The organism is Collinsella sp. TM06-3 (genome assembly GCF_003436395.1).
GTDB lineage: Bacteria > Actinomycetota > Coriobacteriia > Coriobacteriales > Coriobacteriaceae > Collinsella.
The window spans coordinates 1-15613 of record NZ_QSPG01000022.1; the positions used below are offsets into that span (position 1 = coordinate 1).

The 15613-nt window shown below is 58.8% G+C and carries 11 protein-coding genes and 1 pseudogene; 6 read left to right on the forward strand and 6 right to left on the reverse strand.

Annotation, left to right across the window (positions count from 1 at the left end; all coding sequences use genetic code 11):
• The 3 genes and pseudogenes from DXD56_RS08185 to DXD56_RS08195 all read right to left on the reverse strand — a co-directional run.
• Positions 1 to 309 (reverse strand): annotated as a pseudogene (locus DXD56_RS08185) (hypothetical protein); the annotation flags it as partial.
• The gene (locus DXD56_RS08190; protein ID WP_117640844.1) at positions 297 to 995 is read right to left on the reverse strand and encodes a hypothetical protein; all 699 of its coding nucleotides are present in this window, start codon (positions 993 to 995) and stop codon (positions 297 to 299) included. The pseudogene DXD56_RS08185 and the gene DXD56_RS08190, both read right to left, overlap by 13 nt.
• A gap of 3 nt (positions 996 to 998) precedes the next feature.
• Positions 999 to 2015 carry an NAD-dependent protein deacetylase gene (locus DXD56_RS08195; RefSeq protein ID WP_117640867.1) on the reverse strand — a complete coding sequence of 339 codons (1017 nt, stop codon included), beginning with the start codon at positions 2013 to 2015 and terminating at the stop codon, positions 999 to 1001.
• A 92-nt stretch (positions 2016 to 2107) separates the two neighbouring features.
• Here DXD56_RS08195 and DXD56_RS08200 point away from each other — a divergent pair, with 92 nt between their 5' ends.
• From DXD56_RS08200 to DXD56_RS08210, 3 genes are all read left to right on the forward strand, one after another.
• A complete protein-coding gene (locus tag DXD56_RS08200; protein ID WP_117640845.1) occupies positions 2108 to 2659 on the forward strand; it encodes a TetR/AcrR family transcriptional regulator in 552 nt (183 codons plus the stop codon).
• Between the two features lie 207 nt (positions 2660 to 2866).
• Entirely contained in the window at positions 2867 to 3397 is a 531-nt protein-coding gene (locus DXD56_RS08205) for a flavodoxin family protein (protein WP_117640846.1), read from the forward strand.
• 180 nt (positions 3398 to 3577) lie between these two features.
• Positions 3578 to 4867, forward strand: a complete 1290-nt coding sequence (locus tag DXD56_RS08210; protein ID WP_117640847.1) for an ATP-binding protein — start codon at positions 3578 to 3580, stop codon at positions 4865 to 4867.
• Between the two features lie 99 nt (positions 4868 to 4966).
• Here DXD56_RS08210 and DXD56_RS08215 read toward each other — a convergent pair whose 3' ends face one another.
• Together DXD56_RS08215 and DXD56_RS08220 are read right to left on the reverse strand one after the other, a co-directional pair.
• Positions 4967 to 7207, reverse strand: coding sequence for a DNA gyrase subunit A (locus DXD56_RS08215; protein WP_117640848.1), 2241 nt, complete (start codon positions 7205 to 7207; stop codon positions 4967 to 4969).
• Between the two features lie 45 nt (positions 7208 to 7252).
• Entirely contained in the window at positions 7253 to 9250 is a 1998-nt protein-coding gene (locus DXD56_RS08220) for a type IIA DNA topoisomerase subunit B (protein ID WP_117640849.1), read from the reverse strand.
• Positions 9251 to 9484: 234 nt separating this feature from the next.
• Here DXD56_RS08220 and DXD56_RS08225 point away from each other — a divergent pair, with 234 nt between their 5' ends.
• From DXD56_RS08225 to DXD56_RS08235, 3 genes are all read left to right on the forward strand, one after another.
• Entirely contained in the window at positions 9485 to 10045 is a 561-nt protein-coding gene (locus DXD56_RS08225; protein ID WP_117640850.1) for a sugar O-acetyltransferase, read from the forward strand.
• A 235-nt stretch (positions 10046 to 10280) separates the two neighbouring features.
• Positions 10281 to 10511, forward strand: coding sequence for a helix-turn-helix transcriptional regulator (locus DXD56_RS08230; RefSeq protein WP_117640851.1), 231 nt, complete (start codon positions 10281 to 10283; stop codon positions 10509 to 10511).
• 9 nt (positions 10512 to 10520) lie between these two features.
• On the forward strand, positions 10521 to 11105 hold the full coding sequence (locus DXD56_RS08235) for a hypothetical protein (protein ID WP_117640852.1): 585 nt from the start codon (positions 10521 to 10523) through the stop codon (positions 11103 to 11105).
• A 90-nt stretch (positions 11106 to 11195) separates the two neighbouring features.
• Here DXD56_RS08235 and DXD56_RS08240 read toward each other — a convergent pair whose 3' ends face one another.
• Positions 11196 to 15563: a hypothetical protein gene (locus DXD56_RS08240; protein ID WP_117640853.1), complete on the reverse strand. Its 4368-nt coding sequence runs from the start codon at positions 15561 to 15563 to the stop codon at positions 11196 to 11198.
• Positions 15564 to 15613 lie beyond the last annotated feature (50 nt).

Below are 15613 nucleotides of genomic sequence, written 5' to 3' on the forward strand. Positions count from 1 at the left end.
ATGGCCGATGAGGGACCGTAGGTCGAGATAGGGCTGCGAGGTCGGCTCGCGCAGCGTGAAGTCGATGTATCGCGCATAGTATGCCCATTGCTGCTCGAGGCTGGGGTAGAGGTGGTAGAAGCCGTCGAAAAGGCTCTTGAAGCCAAAGGCTTGCTGCCAGTCCGCCATTCCTGCGCGCGCCATGCCCGCACGGTTGTAATGGTTGAACCCGGCGGCGCTCGACATGCCCGAGCCGATGCCGACGATGATGGCGTCGGCATCATCGATAAGGCTTCGAAGCCTACGCGCTTCTCTTTCTAGGGGTGGCATCGGGCGATCTCCTCGAAAGCCGGGGCCATATCGCCGTCAACGAGAATCGTCTCGCACGAAGCGTCGGGCGCCATGGCCTGGCCGTAGTTGAACACGATGTAGGTGGCGTGCTCGCAGGCGTTCGCGATCTGGGCGAGCATGCGCTTTATGACGCCGTTGTGCAGTCCCACGCCAAGTTCGAGGATGGCGACCCTGCCGTTGCGATGGGCTTGCACAAGACGCGCGAGCTCGTCGAGCTGGGCCATGGCGAGGGCGTCTGGATGGGCGAGGCACCGCTCGTCAACCGACGTGCGCGTGCTCCCCTCAGTCTCGAGCACGCGCTCCTCGTCGAACCCGGCGCGCGCGAAGTGCCCGTCGATGTTGCATGTGACCACGAAGGTGTCGGCGTGCTCCGTAAGACGCCGCAGCCCGTTCATGAGCGAGCCGGGCTCATATTCGAGATACTCCTTTTGATGGAACCGCTCGGCCCATCGGCGTCGCACGCTGGCATCCGGGGAAGCGAGCCCCTGCAGTATGCAGCCGATGCCGTCTGCCTGGGCGAGGTCCCCGTACGCCTCTTGGAAATGAGCATCGGCGCAGAAAAGGTTGAGCCCCTCCGCCATGTCGAGTCCGTTGCTAGCGCCGATGATGACAAGATCCGCTTCGGCTAGCGCCCTGCCTATGCGAACTGCTTTCGCCGTCTCCATGCGCTACCTCCCCAGCGTCTTGCGCACGTCGGCGAGCACGTCGGCGATGTCGGCGCGAACGGCGAGCCCCCGATCCTCGATCGCGCGGGGGAGAAACTGCGTCTTGTTGTTTACGGCGATGTAGCTGGCCTGCGGTAACTGCGCCGTGAGGGCCCAGAACGGCTCCTGGATAAACGCGGGCGTCATGCGGCCCACACCCAGCTCGAGGAAGAGGATCCTCTGCCGTGCGTGCGCGTCGAGCCAGTCGGACACCTTGCGGTACTGCTCCTCGTAGAGTTCGCCCTGCAGGAAGTTGCCGTAGCCGCGAACCCAGGGGAACGCCTCTGCTCCGCAGTGCGGGCAGCGCGGCACGAGCTCTGTCGGAACCTCCAGACCGTCTCCCATGGCCTCTACCATGTGGGAGACCGGCTCGACCGCGTTCCACACCTCGTCGGTGCAACAGTGGGAGCACTGAAAGAAGCGGTGGTCGCCTTGGATCTCTGCCACTTTCTCCCAGGGATAGAGCTTCACAAACTGCGTGTCCTGGTTGGTGGTGAGCACGAAGAAATCCTTCTCGGCGAGAATGGCGTCGAGGTCCTTGTAGGGCTTGCGCAGCGGGGCGTTGAGCGTGGTGTCGAGGAAGGTGGCGAGGTATCCCCAGCGCGCCTCGGCGGTGGGCCAGCGGTAGAACGACCCCTCGAAAGCGCCCTTGAAACCGTAGCGCTCGGCGAATTTGCCGAAATGCCTGCGATAGGTTGCGTTGTCCTCGTAATAGAAGTCGCCGCCGCCCGCCGCGGAGAGCCCGGAGGCCCCACCCACCAGCACGCAATCGGCTTCCTCGATCATGCGGGCGAAGTCCCTGATTTGCTGGTCGTAGGGCTCGGGCTCGCGGTCACTCAGCTCATAGGGCGTGCCGCCGCTGCGGTAGGCGGCCTGAAGGGAAAACGATTGGTTGGTGAGCTCGATAACGAGCTGCTCGTACAGGGTCACTGGATACCTTCTTTCAGCTATTATAAACAGGTGTCTATAAAAAGTATCCATGTCGATTTGCTTAAGAGCAATGAACAGCTTCGGCCTGCTGTCGATAAACGAGCGTTTGCCGGGCATTGTCGAGCGTTGCAATTGGAGGGGTAATGGAAGCGGGGAAGATCGATCGTCGCCGACGCTATACACTCTCGGTCATACGGGAGGCGTTCTTCGCGCTGCTGGCCGAGGTCGGCTTCGCGAAGATGACGGTAGCGGATATCTGCCGCCGCGCCGATATCAACCGCGGCACGTTCTATCTGCACTACGAGGACAAGTTCGCCCTGCTCGACGCGCTTATCGACGAGGCCCTGACGGCGGTGCCGCCGCTCGAGGGAACGGAGGCGGGTGCCCTCTGCCAGCGCCCGCCGGCAAACGATGACTATTATCTGCTCTACTCGGATGACGACGCGTACGCCCGGGTGGCACAGCGCGTCGTCGAGCGCGGCGCCGAGCAGATGGTTCCCTCGATCATGGAGGAGACTGGGCTTTCGCGCGAGGACGCCTATCTGCTCTTCGTCCACAACGTCCAGGGAAATCTCGCGGTCAACCGCCTGCTCGGTTGGAGGCGAGGGCCCGAGTTTGCCCACGCTCAGGAGCTGCTCAGCGCCTATTCCGAAGGGGGCATGCGGGCGGTATCGGCTCGTCACGATCCCCTGTAGTTGATTTTGACCGCAGGCCATTTCAGGCAGGCGACGTTGCTATGGCCCCTCTTTGGTTTTCGATGTTGTATGAGGCAATCGCAATCGTTTTGAGCTTCTCTAGGGAACTTGAACAAGAGATATGGTCTGCTGGCGATTGATTAACTCCATTCGTTTTGGTTACAAAAAACATGCCGCGCGCCTGCAGCATGAAGGAGAGGGAATCCTATGAATATCGTTGTATTGAGCGGCAGCCCGCGTAAGGGCGCCAATACCGATACCATGGTCGAGGTGTTTGCCGAGACCGCGCGTGAGGGCGGTAATACGGTTGAGGTCGTTCGCGTTGCCAGCAAGAAGATCACCGGCTGCTTGGGATGCCAGTACTGCTTCGCCCATGGGGGCGTCTGCGTGCAGAAGGATGACATGGCCAACGTGATCGAGTCGCTGAAAGATGCAGATATGGTCGTCTTTGCTTCGCCTATCTACTGGTTCGATATCACCGCGCAGGAAAAGGCCGCCATCGACCGTCTGTACGCTTTCGGTGCCACGGGATTCCCGTTCACCAAGACGGCCCTTCTGCTCGATAGCCACAGCCAGGGCGTCTATGACGCGGCGATCGCCATGTACAAGTCAACCTGCGCGTACTGCAAGTGGGAGGACCAGGGCATTGTCACCATCAGCGGTATGACCGAGCGCGACAGCATGGTATCGTCGCCCAAGCTGGAAAAGGTGCGAGAGCTCGCTCGCAAGCTCGCCTAAGGACAAGAAGAACGCATGGCAATCAGCGTTGGTGGAAATGCTTGCTATCCTTACCAAGAGATAGGGGTGTATTCCCTCAAGTGCCGTATAGAACAATTTTTAAACGCAGAAAAATAACTGAAAACAAATTAATCCGCGTTAAAATATTGTCAAACAGAAGTTCATGAGGGAAGGTTGCGTATGCGTCGCAAGGCAGACGAGCTCCTTAGGGAATGGCGAGACAGGGCTGATAGAAAACCTTTGCTGGTCAAAGGCGTGCGCCAGTGTGGCAAGACCTATCTGCTCAGAACGTACGCCCAGGATCTTTTCGAATCGGTTGTCTACGTTAATCTTGAGAACGACCGGTCGGCGCGAGCGGATTTTTCGGGCGGTCTTGACCCTCATTCGATTGTGCGCGCGATCGAGGCTCGTACGGGACAGCGTATCGTGCCTGGCAAAACCTTACTGTTCATTGACGAGATCCAGGCATGCGAGGAAGCGCTCACTTCCCTTAAATACTTTTGCGAAGATGCTCCCGAGTATTACGTTGCGGCTGCTGGGTCGCTTCTTGGGGTTGCCATTAACCATCAGTCGTATTCGTTCCCCGTCGGAAAGACCGACTTGATCGAGATGACTCCACTCGATTTCGAGGAGTTTCTCTGGGCGATGGGGAACGATCAGCTGGTCGACGAGATACGCTCGTCATTCGAGTTAATGGGTCCTCTTGCGCCAAGCCTTCATGATAAGGCGCTTGGGCTCTATCGGCAGTATCTTGTTGTTGGCGGAATGCCCGAGGCGGTCCAAACGTACATCGATGATCAGTCAATCATTGATGTGGCCGAAAAGCATCGGATTATTCTCGACGGATACTCCGCCGACACTAATAAATATGCTGATGAGCGCTTGAGCGCAAAGACGCGTGCGTGCTTCGATTCCATTCCACAGCAGCTTGCCAAAGAGAATCGTAAATTTCAATACAAGGTAGTGCGAGCGGGGGGCAATGCGTCTCTCTTTGGAGATGCTCTCGACTGGCTTGTATTGTCGGGTACGGTGGCGCGCTGCAGCCTAGTCGGGCAGATCGAAAGCCCTTTAGAGGCCTTCGTTAACCCTTCTGCTTTTAAAATCTATCAGGCGGATACAGGGCTGCTCGTCTCCAAGGCCGGTGCTCAACGCGCCGATATTCTTGCCGGCATCGGCGGCACATTCATGGGTGCACTTACCGAAAACTACGTCGCCCAACAGCTTTCAGCCATGGGCTATCCGCTGCATTATTGGGCGCGAGATAATCGTGCGGAAATCGACTTTGTAGTAGAGAAGCAGGGATGCTTGTCTGCGATTGAAGTCAAGGCGGGAGAGAACACAAGATCTCGAAGCCTGTCCTCACTTAAAAAGACCCATCCGGGCGTACGCCTTATCAGGCTATCGACTAAGCCCTTTGGAATGAATGATGGGCTTATGTCTGTTCCACTTTATGCGGCATTTTGTCTATAGGGATGATGCTGGTGTAATGCATGGGGCCCAGGGCACAGCGTTTACTGCGCTCCGGGCCCCGCTGCTTTGTAAAACCATGACGGTTTGGTCGCCGTTGTTTTAGTCAAACAGGCTCGGCATGTCGTTTTCTTTCATGAAGGCACCGGCAGAGGGGAGGCTCTGCGCGGTGAACTTTTCGGCCGAGACGCCGGCGCCGAGGATCTCCTCGGTCGTGCCGACGGTGGTGACCGAGCGGCCCTTCTTGGCCGTAAAGGCCTGGACGCCCTGCGTGTTGGTGGTCGTCTTGGTCTTGAGCAGCGACGTGTTGAAGTTCATCAGGCGGTAGTCGCTCGAGACCAGCGCGAGGTCGCGGTCCTCCTTGAGCACCTGCGCATACAGCAGCTTGCTGCCGCCGTAGATGGCGTTCTTAAGGCGCTTGCGGTTGGTCTTGGTAACGTATCCAGAAAGCGCGACACGCACCACGCGGCCGTTCTCAAAGACGAACAGCACGTCGGCCTTGTAGTCCTCGGGGTCGATGACCCAGATGACGCTCTCGTCGGGTTCCATCTCGAGATCGGTCGGAAGGTACGAGCCCAGCTGGGCCGACTTGGTATCCTCAAACGCCGCGACCTTGCACTTGTACACCTGGCTCTTGTTGGTAAAGACCAGCAGCTCGTGCGTGTTGGAGGACGGGAACTCGATAAAGGGTTTGTCGCCGTCCTTGTACTTGAGCGTGGTCGCCTTCTTGAGCACGCGGTCCGTCATCTTCTTGAGGTAGCCATCGCGCGAAAGCATGATGGTAACCGGGTACTCCTCGACCTCGGGCTCCAAGCTTACCTCGATAACCTCATGGGGCTCGATCCTGCCCGTGCGGCGCGGCATCACGTACTTCTTGTTAACCGCGGCCAGCTCGTCGCTGATGACCTTCTTGATGTTCTCTTCGCTGGAGAGGATCTCCTCGAGTTCGGCGATCTCACCCTCGAGCTTAGCGATGTCCTTGGTGCGGTTGAGGATGTACTCCTCGTTGATGTTGCGGAGCTTGAGCTCGGCGACAAACTCGGCCTGGGTCTCGTCGATGTCGAAACCCTTCATAAGGTTGGGTACAACCTCTGCCTCGAGCTTAGTGCCGCGGATGATGGCGATGGCCTTGTCGATGTCGAGCAGAATTGCCTCAAGGCCGTGCAGCAGGTGCAGGCGCTCGGACTTTTTGCCCAGGTCAAAGTTAATGCGGCGACGCGTGGACTCAATACGCCACTTGACCCACTCGTGCAGAATCTGGCGCACGCCCATAACACGGGGATAGCCGTCGACGAGCACGTTGAAGTTGCACGAGAACGAATCCTGCAGCGTGGTCGAGCGATAGAGCTTGGCCATGAGCTTGTCGGGGTCGACACCGCGCTTAAGGTCGATGGCGATACGCAGACCCGAAAGGTCGGTTTCATCGCGGATGTCTGCGATCTCCTTGACCTTGCCCTCCTTGGAGAGCTTGACGATGCGCTCGATGATGACATCGGTCTTGGTGGTGTAGGGGATCTCGTAGACCTCGATGATGCGCTCTTCGGGAATCCAGCGCCAGCGGGAGCGAATCTGGAAGCTGCCAAGGCCGGTCTCGACGATCTTCTCCATCTCCTCGCGGCGGTAGATAATCTCGCCGCCGGTCGAGAAGTCGGGCATGGGCATGTACTCGAGCAGGTCGCAGTCGGGATCCTGCAGGTAGTGCATCGTGGCGGTGCAGACCTCGTTGAGGTTGAAACCGCAGATGTCGGACGCCATGGCGACGCCGATGCCCTTATTGGCCGAGACAAGGATGTTGGGGAACGTGGTGGGCAGCAGGCGCGGCTCCTTCATGGCGCCGTCGTAGCTGTCGACGAAGTCGACCGGGTCCTTGTCGATGTCCTTGAAGATCTCGGCGCTGATGGGGGAGAGCTTGGCCTCGGTGTAACGCGAGGCGGCGTAGCTCAGGTCGCCCGAATAGTACTTGCCAAAGTTGCCCTTCGACTCCACGAAGGGGGCAAGCAGCGCTTCGTTGCCCGTCGCCAGGCGCACCATCGTTTCGTAGATCGCGGCATCGCCGTGCGGGTTGAGCTTCATGGTCTGACCCACGATGTTGGCGCTCTTTTGGCGCTCGCCCTTGAGCAGGCCCATCTTGTACATAGTGTAGAGCAGCTTGCGGTGCGAGGGCTTAAAGCCGTCGATCTCGGGGAATGCGCGCGAGACGTTGACGCTCATGGCGTAGGGCATGTAGTTGACCTCGAGCGTCTGCGTGATCGGCTGGTCGGTGACCTCGGAGTGCAGGCCGATGACGTTCTCGGCGTTGACCTGCTTTTTCTTTGGCTGGTTCTTCGTCTTCTTCTTTGCCACGATTTCCTCTTGAACTTCTTATGGGCCGTCGTTATCGATTTGCTGCTATTGCAGGTCCAGCTGGTCCAGGTATTCCTTGCCGTGCTCGGAGATATGGCGCTTGCGGCCCGCCTCGTCGTTGCCCAGCAACAGGTTGAACATGGTTTCCATCTTGGTGACGTCCTCGGGCTCCACCTTGATCAGGCGACGCGTCTCGGGGTTCATGGTGGTGAGCCACATCATGTCCGGATCGTTCTCACCAAGACCCTTGGAGCGGTTGATGGAACACTTCTGGTCGCCGATCTCCTTGAGGATGCCGTTCTTCTCGAGCTCGGTGTAGGCAAAGTAGGTCTTCTCTTTGCAGTTGATCTCGTAGAGCGGCGACTCGGCGATATACACGTAGCCCTCGTCGATAAGTGTGGGCACCAGGCGGTAGAGCATGGTGAGCACGAGCGTGCGGATGTGGTAACCGTCGACGTCGGCGTCCGTACAGATAATGACCTTGTTCCAGTTGAGGTTGTCCAGGTCAAAGGCACCCAGGTTCTTGATGCGCTTGTCCTTAATCTCCACGCCGCAGCCCAGCACGCGCATAAGGTCCATGATGATGTCGGACTTAAAGATGCGCGGGTAGTCCTCCTTCAGGCAGTTGAGGATCTTGCCGCGGACGGGCATGACGCCCTGGAACTCGGCATCGCGCGAGGTGCGAATGGCGCCTGCTGCCGAGTCGCCCTCTACGATGTAGATCTCGCGACGGTTTTTGTCCTTGGAGCGGCAGTCGATGAACTTCTGCACGCGGTTGGCCATGTCGGTCTTCTGCTGCAGGTTGGTCTTAATGCTCTGGCGAGTCTTTTCGGCGTTCTCACGCGAGCGCTTGTTGATGAGCACCTGCTCCACGATCTTGTTGGCAGCGTCTTTGTTCTCGATCAAGTAGGTCGAGAGGCGCTCCTTAAAGAAGGCGGTCATGGCCTGCTGGATAAAGCGGTTATTGATAGCCTTCTTGGTCTGGTTTTCGTAGGACGTCTGGGTGGAGAAGCAGTTGGTCACCAGTACCAGGCAGTCCTGGACGTCTTGCCACTTAATGCCGCTCTCGTTTTTGTTGTACTTGCCCTGTTGCTTAATATAGGCATCGATGGCGCTGGTCAGAGCGCTGCGCGCGGCCTTCTCGGGCGAGCCGCCGTTCTCGAGCCACGATGAGTTGTGGTAATACTCCTGCATCATGAAGGTGCGCGAGAAGCACATGCACGCGGTGATCTTTACGTTGTAGTCGGGCAGGTCCTCGCGGTCGCGACCGCGGCGGTCGGCCTCGATAAAGAAGGGTTCGGTGAGGTAGTCGGCACCCACCTTCTCGAGCACGTAGTCCTCAATGCCCTTGGGATAGCAAAAGTCCTCTTCGGAGAACTCGCCATCGTCGCCTTCGATGCGCAGGCAGAAGGTCACGTTGGCGTTGACCACGGCCTGGCGGCGCATGGTCTCGCGATACCAGTCGTGGGGAATGCTGATGGAGGTAAAGACCTCAAGATCGGGGCGCCACTTGATGGTGGTGCCGGTGCGGTCCTCGTCGCTGGGCTCGATCTCGAGCGCCTTCTTTTTGGCGCCGACGACCTTGCCTTTCTTAAAGTGCAGAGAGTACTTGTTACCGTCGCGCCAAACGGTGACGTCCATGTACTCGGAAGCGTACTGGGTCGCGCACGAGCCCAGGCCGTTGGTGCCGAGCGAGAAGTCGTAGTCGCCGCCCTGGTTGTTGTTGTATTTGCCGCCGGCGTAGAGCTCGCAAAAGACGAGCTCCCAGTTAAAGCGCTTCTCGGAAGGGTTCCAGTCGAGCGGGCAGCCGCGGCCATTGTCCTCTACCTGAATGGAGCCATCGCGAAAGGCGGTAAGGGTGATGAGCTTGCCGTAGCCCTGGCGCGCCTCGTCAACGGCGTTGGACAGGATCTCGAAGGCGGCATGCGCGCAACCGTCGAGTCCGTCCGAGCCAAAGATGACGGCGGGGCGCAGTCGTACGCGCTCCTCGTCCTTGAGCTGGCGGATACTGTCGTTACCATAGTTTGCGGTGTTTTTTGCCATACTCGCTCTCTCGGTGCTCCTTTGCTGCGTTTAAGTCATATAGATAGTCAAGGTAGCATAGCCCGGCCCTTGGGCGATTCCACCCAACACGAAATCCATCGAACGCGCGTTCGGAGCCGGTGGCCTTTAGCTTCTGCGGTCATTCCCTGCGCGGCGTGGTGCTCGTGTTAAAACCGTGGCTTATCGGCTGGTAGAATTGCCGCATCAAGACTGCATGTTGTTTGAGGGGGCGCAATGACTGAGAAAGAGAAGATGGAGCGCGGGGAGTGGCATGATGCCAACTTTGACGAGGAGCTCCTGGCGCAACGCGCGAAGGCGGAGGCGCTCTGCTATGACTTTAATATGGCAAAACCCGGAAGCGACGCGCAGCTTGACGCTTTGAAATCCTTGCTCGATACCGATCTTCCGCAAGGGCTGACGGTCCTTTCGCCTGCCTACTTTGACTACGGGAGCAAGACGAGCTTTGGTGAGGGCTGCTTTGTAAACCATGGCTGCTACTTTATGGACGGCGGCTCCATCACCTTTGGTGGCAACGTGTTTATCGGGCCGTTTTGCGGCTTCTACACCGCTTCACACCCCCTAAAGGCAAAGGACCGCAACTTGGGTCTCGAGAGGGCTCTGCCTATTGTTGTAGGCGATAACTGCTGGTTTGGCGCGAACGTGTCCGTACTCCAGGGGGTTACTATCGGCAGCGGCTGCGTTATCGCTGCGGGAAGTGTTGTGACGGAAGACCTTCCGGACAACGTGATGGCGGCAGGCGTTCCCGCGGTCGTCAAGAAGGCCATCGAGCAATAACGGAGCTCTTAAACGATAATGCCCCGCGCTCTTCAGCCGGATGCGTTGCGAGAAAACCACTCCTTTTGCGCACGCCTTCAACTCGGCTGGCCAGCACCAGTTTTGGCTTTGCGGAATAAGCAAAATGACATACATGAGTTTCAATATGCAAGATATAGTTGACATCAATTAGTAGATGCAATATATTTCTGTCATGTTGCAACGGATATCTGTCCATTACCACGAAAGGAACTCCATGCCGGGCAAAAAGAACCTCCGCATGAAGGCGGCACGTGCGGTGGCCGGCCTTTCGCAAGCCGACTTAGCCCAAGCCGTGGGCGTTACGCGCCAGACCATCGGTCTGATCGAGGCGGGCGGCTACAACCCCACGCTCAATTTGTGCGTGGCAATCTGTAAAGCGCTACGCGTTACGTTGAACGACTTGTTCTGGGAAGACGAAAACGACGTCGACCCTGACGCTCTTTAGGAGTTCGCTATGAAATTTGAAGATTTAAAACTTGTGCAAAAGTGGCGTGAATATGCCGGCCCAAAGGATGAACGCCTGGAGGCTGAGAGCGCGAAGATCTACAAGATTGGTTTCGTGCTGCTTTCGTTTGGCATGTTGATGATCTTTTTCTACCAGTTTATAGCTCGACAGGTTGCGTGGGTTCACAGCGACGCCAGTGAAATGCCGCATGGCTTTGCAACGCCGTTCGAGGCAGCCATGTATTTGTGGCTCGTTCTCGTGATGTTGATTTGCGCAGGACTGCAAACGCGGAAGGGCTATGTCGATACCAATCGTTTTGGGCAAACCGAGCATCTTCCTGTTGGATATTTCCTGCTTGTCAGCGGTCTTAGCGGCGCCGCGTTCGCGCTTGTTATTGCCGCAATGCGCTGTATCGCTGAGGCGCAGATCGTGCCGCTCGAAAACGTCTTTTGGTTGGCGAACCTGGCCACGGGCGTGTTCTGCGGAGCGACGATTTTCGCGGCCACGTTTGCCGTCCTGTGCGCAACGTTTTTCACGGCGAAAAGACGCCGCGCCAAGCTCGAGGCTGAACTCGACTCCCCTGATGATATCTAATGCGTAATGGGCTGGCTCTGGGTATCCAGAACCAGCCCATTTTGATGTTCGATGAGCCGAGTCGGCGTCTCTCACAAAAGTAACTAGGAGCTAGCGAGGCCTATCCGATTTGACCTCATTGGCGGTGTCGGTTTCGAGCGCCGTGCGGCGGGCGCTGTAGGCGACGAGGCCGGCGCCTGCCGCGGCGAGTGCTGCAGCGGCTGCCGTAAGGGGAGCGTTGACATCGCCCGTGCCCGCAAGCGCGCCCGCTTTTCCGGAGCGCTTGTTATTGCCGTGGTCCTTGCCACTGCCGGAGTTACTTCCGCCGGAGCCGCCGCCCTTGTCGGTACCGCCGCCACTCGAGTCACCATCGCCGTCTGCCGTCATCGGGGCGTCGTGAAGTCCTGTCGCATCCGCGCTATCGCATACGCCGACCTGAACTTCTGAGCGTTCGCATGCCGCGTCGGGCACATGAAGCTCGTGCAGTACGGCACTCAGCGCCGAGTTTGCGCCTGGTCGAATTTCCTCGAGCGTTACGGGATCGAGCGCCACCAGATCACGCGCTTTCGCATACAGCGTTACGCGTTTGCCCACTTCGTCGCTCCAACACTCGGGGATGGCGAAGCTCATGCGGAACTGTGCCGTGCAGCCTGGTGCCAGCACGGCGTTTCCATTGTCGGCAACCAGCGGGTGCGTCGCAAAACGTGCGCCCAGCGCCTCGAGCGCGTACTTCACGTGTGCCATGTCGTTGGCCGAAGCGTCCTCGGCAAGCTCTGGATCGTAGATCGAAGCCATGCGCGCGTTCGCTCCGAATCCGATGGATGCGCTGGAGAACGGCTGGCTGGAGCCCTCTCGGTACAGATCGATCGTGCCGGCGGTCAGCAAGGTGTTGCCGTCGTTTCGAACCGTGACCATGAAGGATTCGCCTGCTGCTCCGGGCACCACCGCGCCCGAGGTAGCGACCGCGCCCGTCGGAGTGGCACATGCCACCAAAGGCACTTCGATGCCGTGCAGCTCTGCCTCGCTCTGCTCGGCACTCACAATGTGCGTGGCGAGCGCGGAGAGCATGCCTCCCGACGTCAAAAATGTCGTTATCTGATCGACGGGATGGTCCAGCTCGCACATCACGAACGGCTCCGTGAACAGATCACCTGCCAAGGTGCTGGCGAAGATGCGGAAGTGCTTGCCCATCACTGCTACCGGGTTGCCTTCTTCGTCGTAGGTTTGTCCCACCTTGCCATCAGTGTTCTCTACATAGAGCACGCACCTGCCGTTGTTGCTCACGCTAAACGATGCCGGGCCACAGCCTGCGGCACCCACGGGCTGCGTTGCAAATGCCGATGCGCCTCGCGTCCAAGTAATGTGCTGCAGTTGCTCGTTGACGGTTGCCAAAAAGCCCGAATGTTGTGGCCACGGCACCGCACGGGGTACTGTGGCGTCAGGTGACATAACGCCCCAGCCCGCAATGGACTGGCCGATCACGGCGTACGATGCGCAGCCGCAGCCGTCTGCGGTCTCGTACGTAACGGGCACCACCATTTTGCCGTTGATATTTTCGGGCTCGCCCAGCTCGATACTCGACGGTGCTTGCGGAAAGCGGAGAACTTGGCGGAACGTCAGGCTGTCGCCCGAAACGTCCGACCACAGGGTAAAGCACTCCAGCGCAACCTCAGCCTCGCTGCCGAGCGCCTTTTCTGCGGTGGTTCCGCGGCGGTGGAGGTAGGCGCCCGACAGACGTCCGTCGACAAGTGTCTTGCCCACCGTGATGCGTGGGCACTGCAGGCAATGGTAGCCATCCTCTTGCAGGCGGCCGCGCGAGATGCTGCGCCATGACGTATGCGACACCACGCGGATCTCGTCATTACTTATGCGCAGGCGCACGACGGACAGTATGCCGGCTGTGCTTGCCGTATCGAAAAGGGTGTTGTCGCCGTCGGGGCGCTCGCCCGAGACCAGCAGCACGTAGGCTTCCTGGTTTCCCCTCCCGTCCGTATATTCCACCACGTCGAAGTCGTAATCGTATATGCCGTCGCGCTCCACGTCGCCCTCGCCAAACCCAAGGGGGAAGTCCACGGGCGTGGGGGCGGACCACGTGCCGTTTGCCCTTGTGTGCACCACCAGGCGCGAGCGGCCATTGTCGCCGTAGCACACCGAGGCGATACGGAACAGGCATTCTACGCCGGCAATCATTGCCAGCTTCATGTGGGCTTCGCTGAGCACGCCGGAAAACAGCACGTTGTCGCTCGAGGGTTTTATGCCGCCACGCTCGTCCTCCGACACGCCGGCAGAATTGGCGTTGGGGTCTGCAACGGCGTTCGTTGCCTGACCGATGTAGGTGTACTCGTACATCGGCGCAGCGTTTTCGTCGTTTTCCATCAGTGCGTGGACGAAATGCTCAACCTGTCCCGTGTCGTCGCTCTCCGCGTCTGCCTCGAGCTCAATGCGCGTGACCGCCCGGTCCCAATCGCGCACGACAGGCGCGGCGTTTACGGCAGTGGCCTTAACCTCGGCGCGTGCGAGCAGCTCGGCGTTGGTGACGATGGTGGCCGATGCGATAAATTGCGGCACGCCGCCCGCCTTGATGTCGCCGGGCGTGCCGAAGCGGGCATCCAATGTGTAAGGCGTATCTCCACCCAATGCGAGCTCAGAGCGCTGGAGCACATACTGATCGCCATTGTTCACTGACATATTCCACGAATCGAGGAGTGTGGGCCACGATCCCGACCAAGCTTTGGTGGTCCACTTGAACATGACGAACTGGAGTATCACATCGACATCGACGTCCGCACCTACGCGCAGTCGCGGAAGCTGGTGTCCATCCGCCTTCTCGTACCCAATGAACAACGTGAGGGACGCGGCGCCGCGCACGGCAGACGAGGCGACGCCTGCAACGCCGGCGCCAAAAGTGACGGCAAGCCCGATCTGGATGGTGAACGAGCCCGACGTGTTTGACCAATCGAGCGAAATGTTTTTAAAAAACGCCGCGCCGCTACCGTGCGTGTGGGCGCCCACCGCGAGCGCCAGTTTTGCCAGCACCCAGGGGTTGACGTTTAGGAAAAACGGCACCGGTCCTAGGGTAAACTGCTCAGTCCAATTGAGGTCGGTTCTTACCTGGAAGAGGGCCTTAATATTGCCGTATGCGGGGTCGTTGTTGTTGCCCCAGGTTTTGCCCACCCAATCGTAGGCGAGCGAGCCGTACAGCTGTGTGGCGATATCCATCGTGAACAGCAGCGTGCAATGGTGGCGAAGGAGCTTGGTGTTTCTTGGATCGGTGCCCGAACCGGCACTCATGCTCTTGTACTGATTCCACTTCCCTTCCATTTCGTCGAGGTAGCGGCTTGCCTGCTTGGTGCCCGACTCGCGCGGCGATTTCTTCCAGTATTCCGGATCAGGATTGCCCGAATCGTTCATATAGCTGGCTGGTTTGTATCCTCCGCCAAACAGCACGTATCCGGCAAACGAGAAATCGAAGAGGATCGGAAATGTGGGCATCCAACACGTGAACTTATTACCGCCGATGCCGGGAAACGATGCCGGAAAATCAAACGGAGTGATCTCTTGGTCCATGGTAGTGGGAATGATGGTGGTCGAGCCCGATTCCGCCTTTGCGGCCGGCGCGGTGACAACGGCCATGGGGGAGGAGAGTGTATAGGTTTTGCCCTGATAGTCGAGGACAAAGCGCAGCTTGCATCCTTCCTCCAGAAGGTTTGACGCTGCATCGAGGAACTTGTCTTCGAGTGTGAACGTCGCCAGATTATCCGCGCTCGATGCGCTGGCCTTGATCTGACCGATCTGCGTGACGGTTTCGGGTGAGCTGCCCGCGGCAGACGTCACTTTGTTGATGCGCAGCGTTGCCTGCCCGCCCTGCGGCAGATGAGCCTGCACGGTAAAAGCGTGCGTGTCGGGCTGGTCGTTTGCTGCTTCGTCCGCTGGCATTGCCATAAACGTGGCGTCGGCGTACTGGATGTCCCATTCGTCGAACGTGAGCTGGCGGAAGTACGGCTCGCCGTCGGAAAGCGGACGTGTGGGTGCGGTTATGGCGGTGCCGCCCTGGATACGCGCAAGGGGAATCTCGACATCACGGTAGCCCGCCATGCTAATGGAGATGCCGCCGTTAAAGTCGTACGCGTCAAGGAGCGTTGCCTCGTCCACGTAGCCTTCCGAAAGAGGGGCGACCTCAAAGATGGCCGTGCCTTCGTCATCGGTCGTGGCGGTGAGCTGCTTGCCTACGGCATAGCGCGATGTGAGCGTGACCTGGGCACCTGCGATGGGCGTATTCTTGTTGGCGACGTCGACCACGACCACACCAAACATGGTGCGCGAGAGAACGAGCACCTTGAAGGGGTCTTCTTCGTCGGCATAGGCCGCGGTGGGCGCGAACGGCAGCAGGAAGGCATTTTCGCTTCCCGGCACGCGAGGCAACATAATGCTCGCCAGCGAGGACGCTCCAGCAACAAGTAACGAACGGCGATCAAGCATCTTGGGCTCCCATCCCGCAAATATCGGTGGAAATAATCCAATTGTGCGAG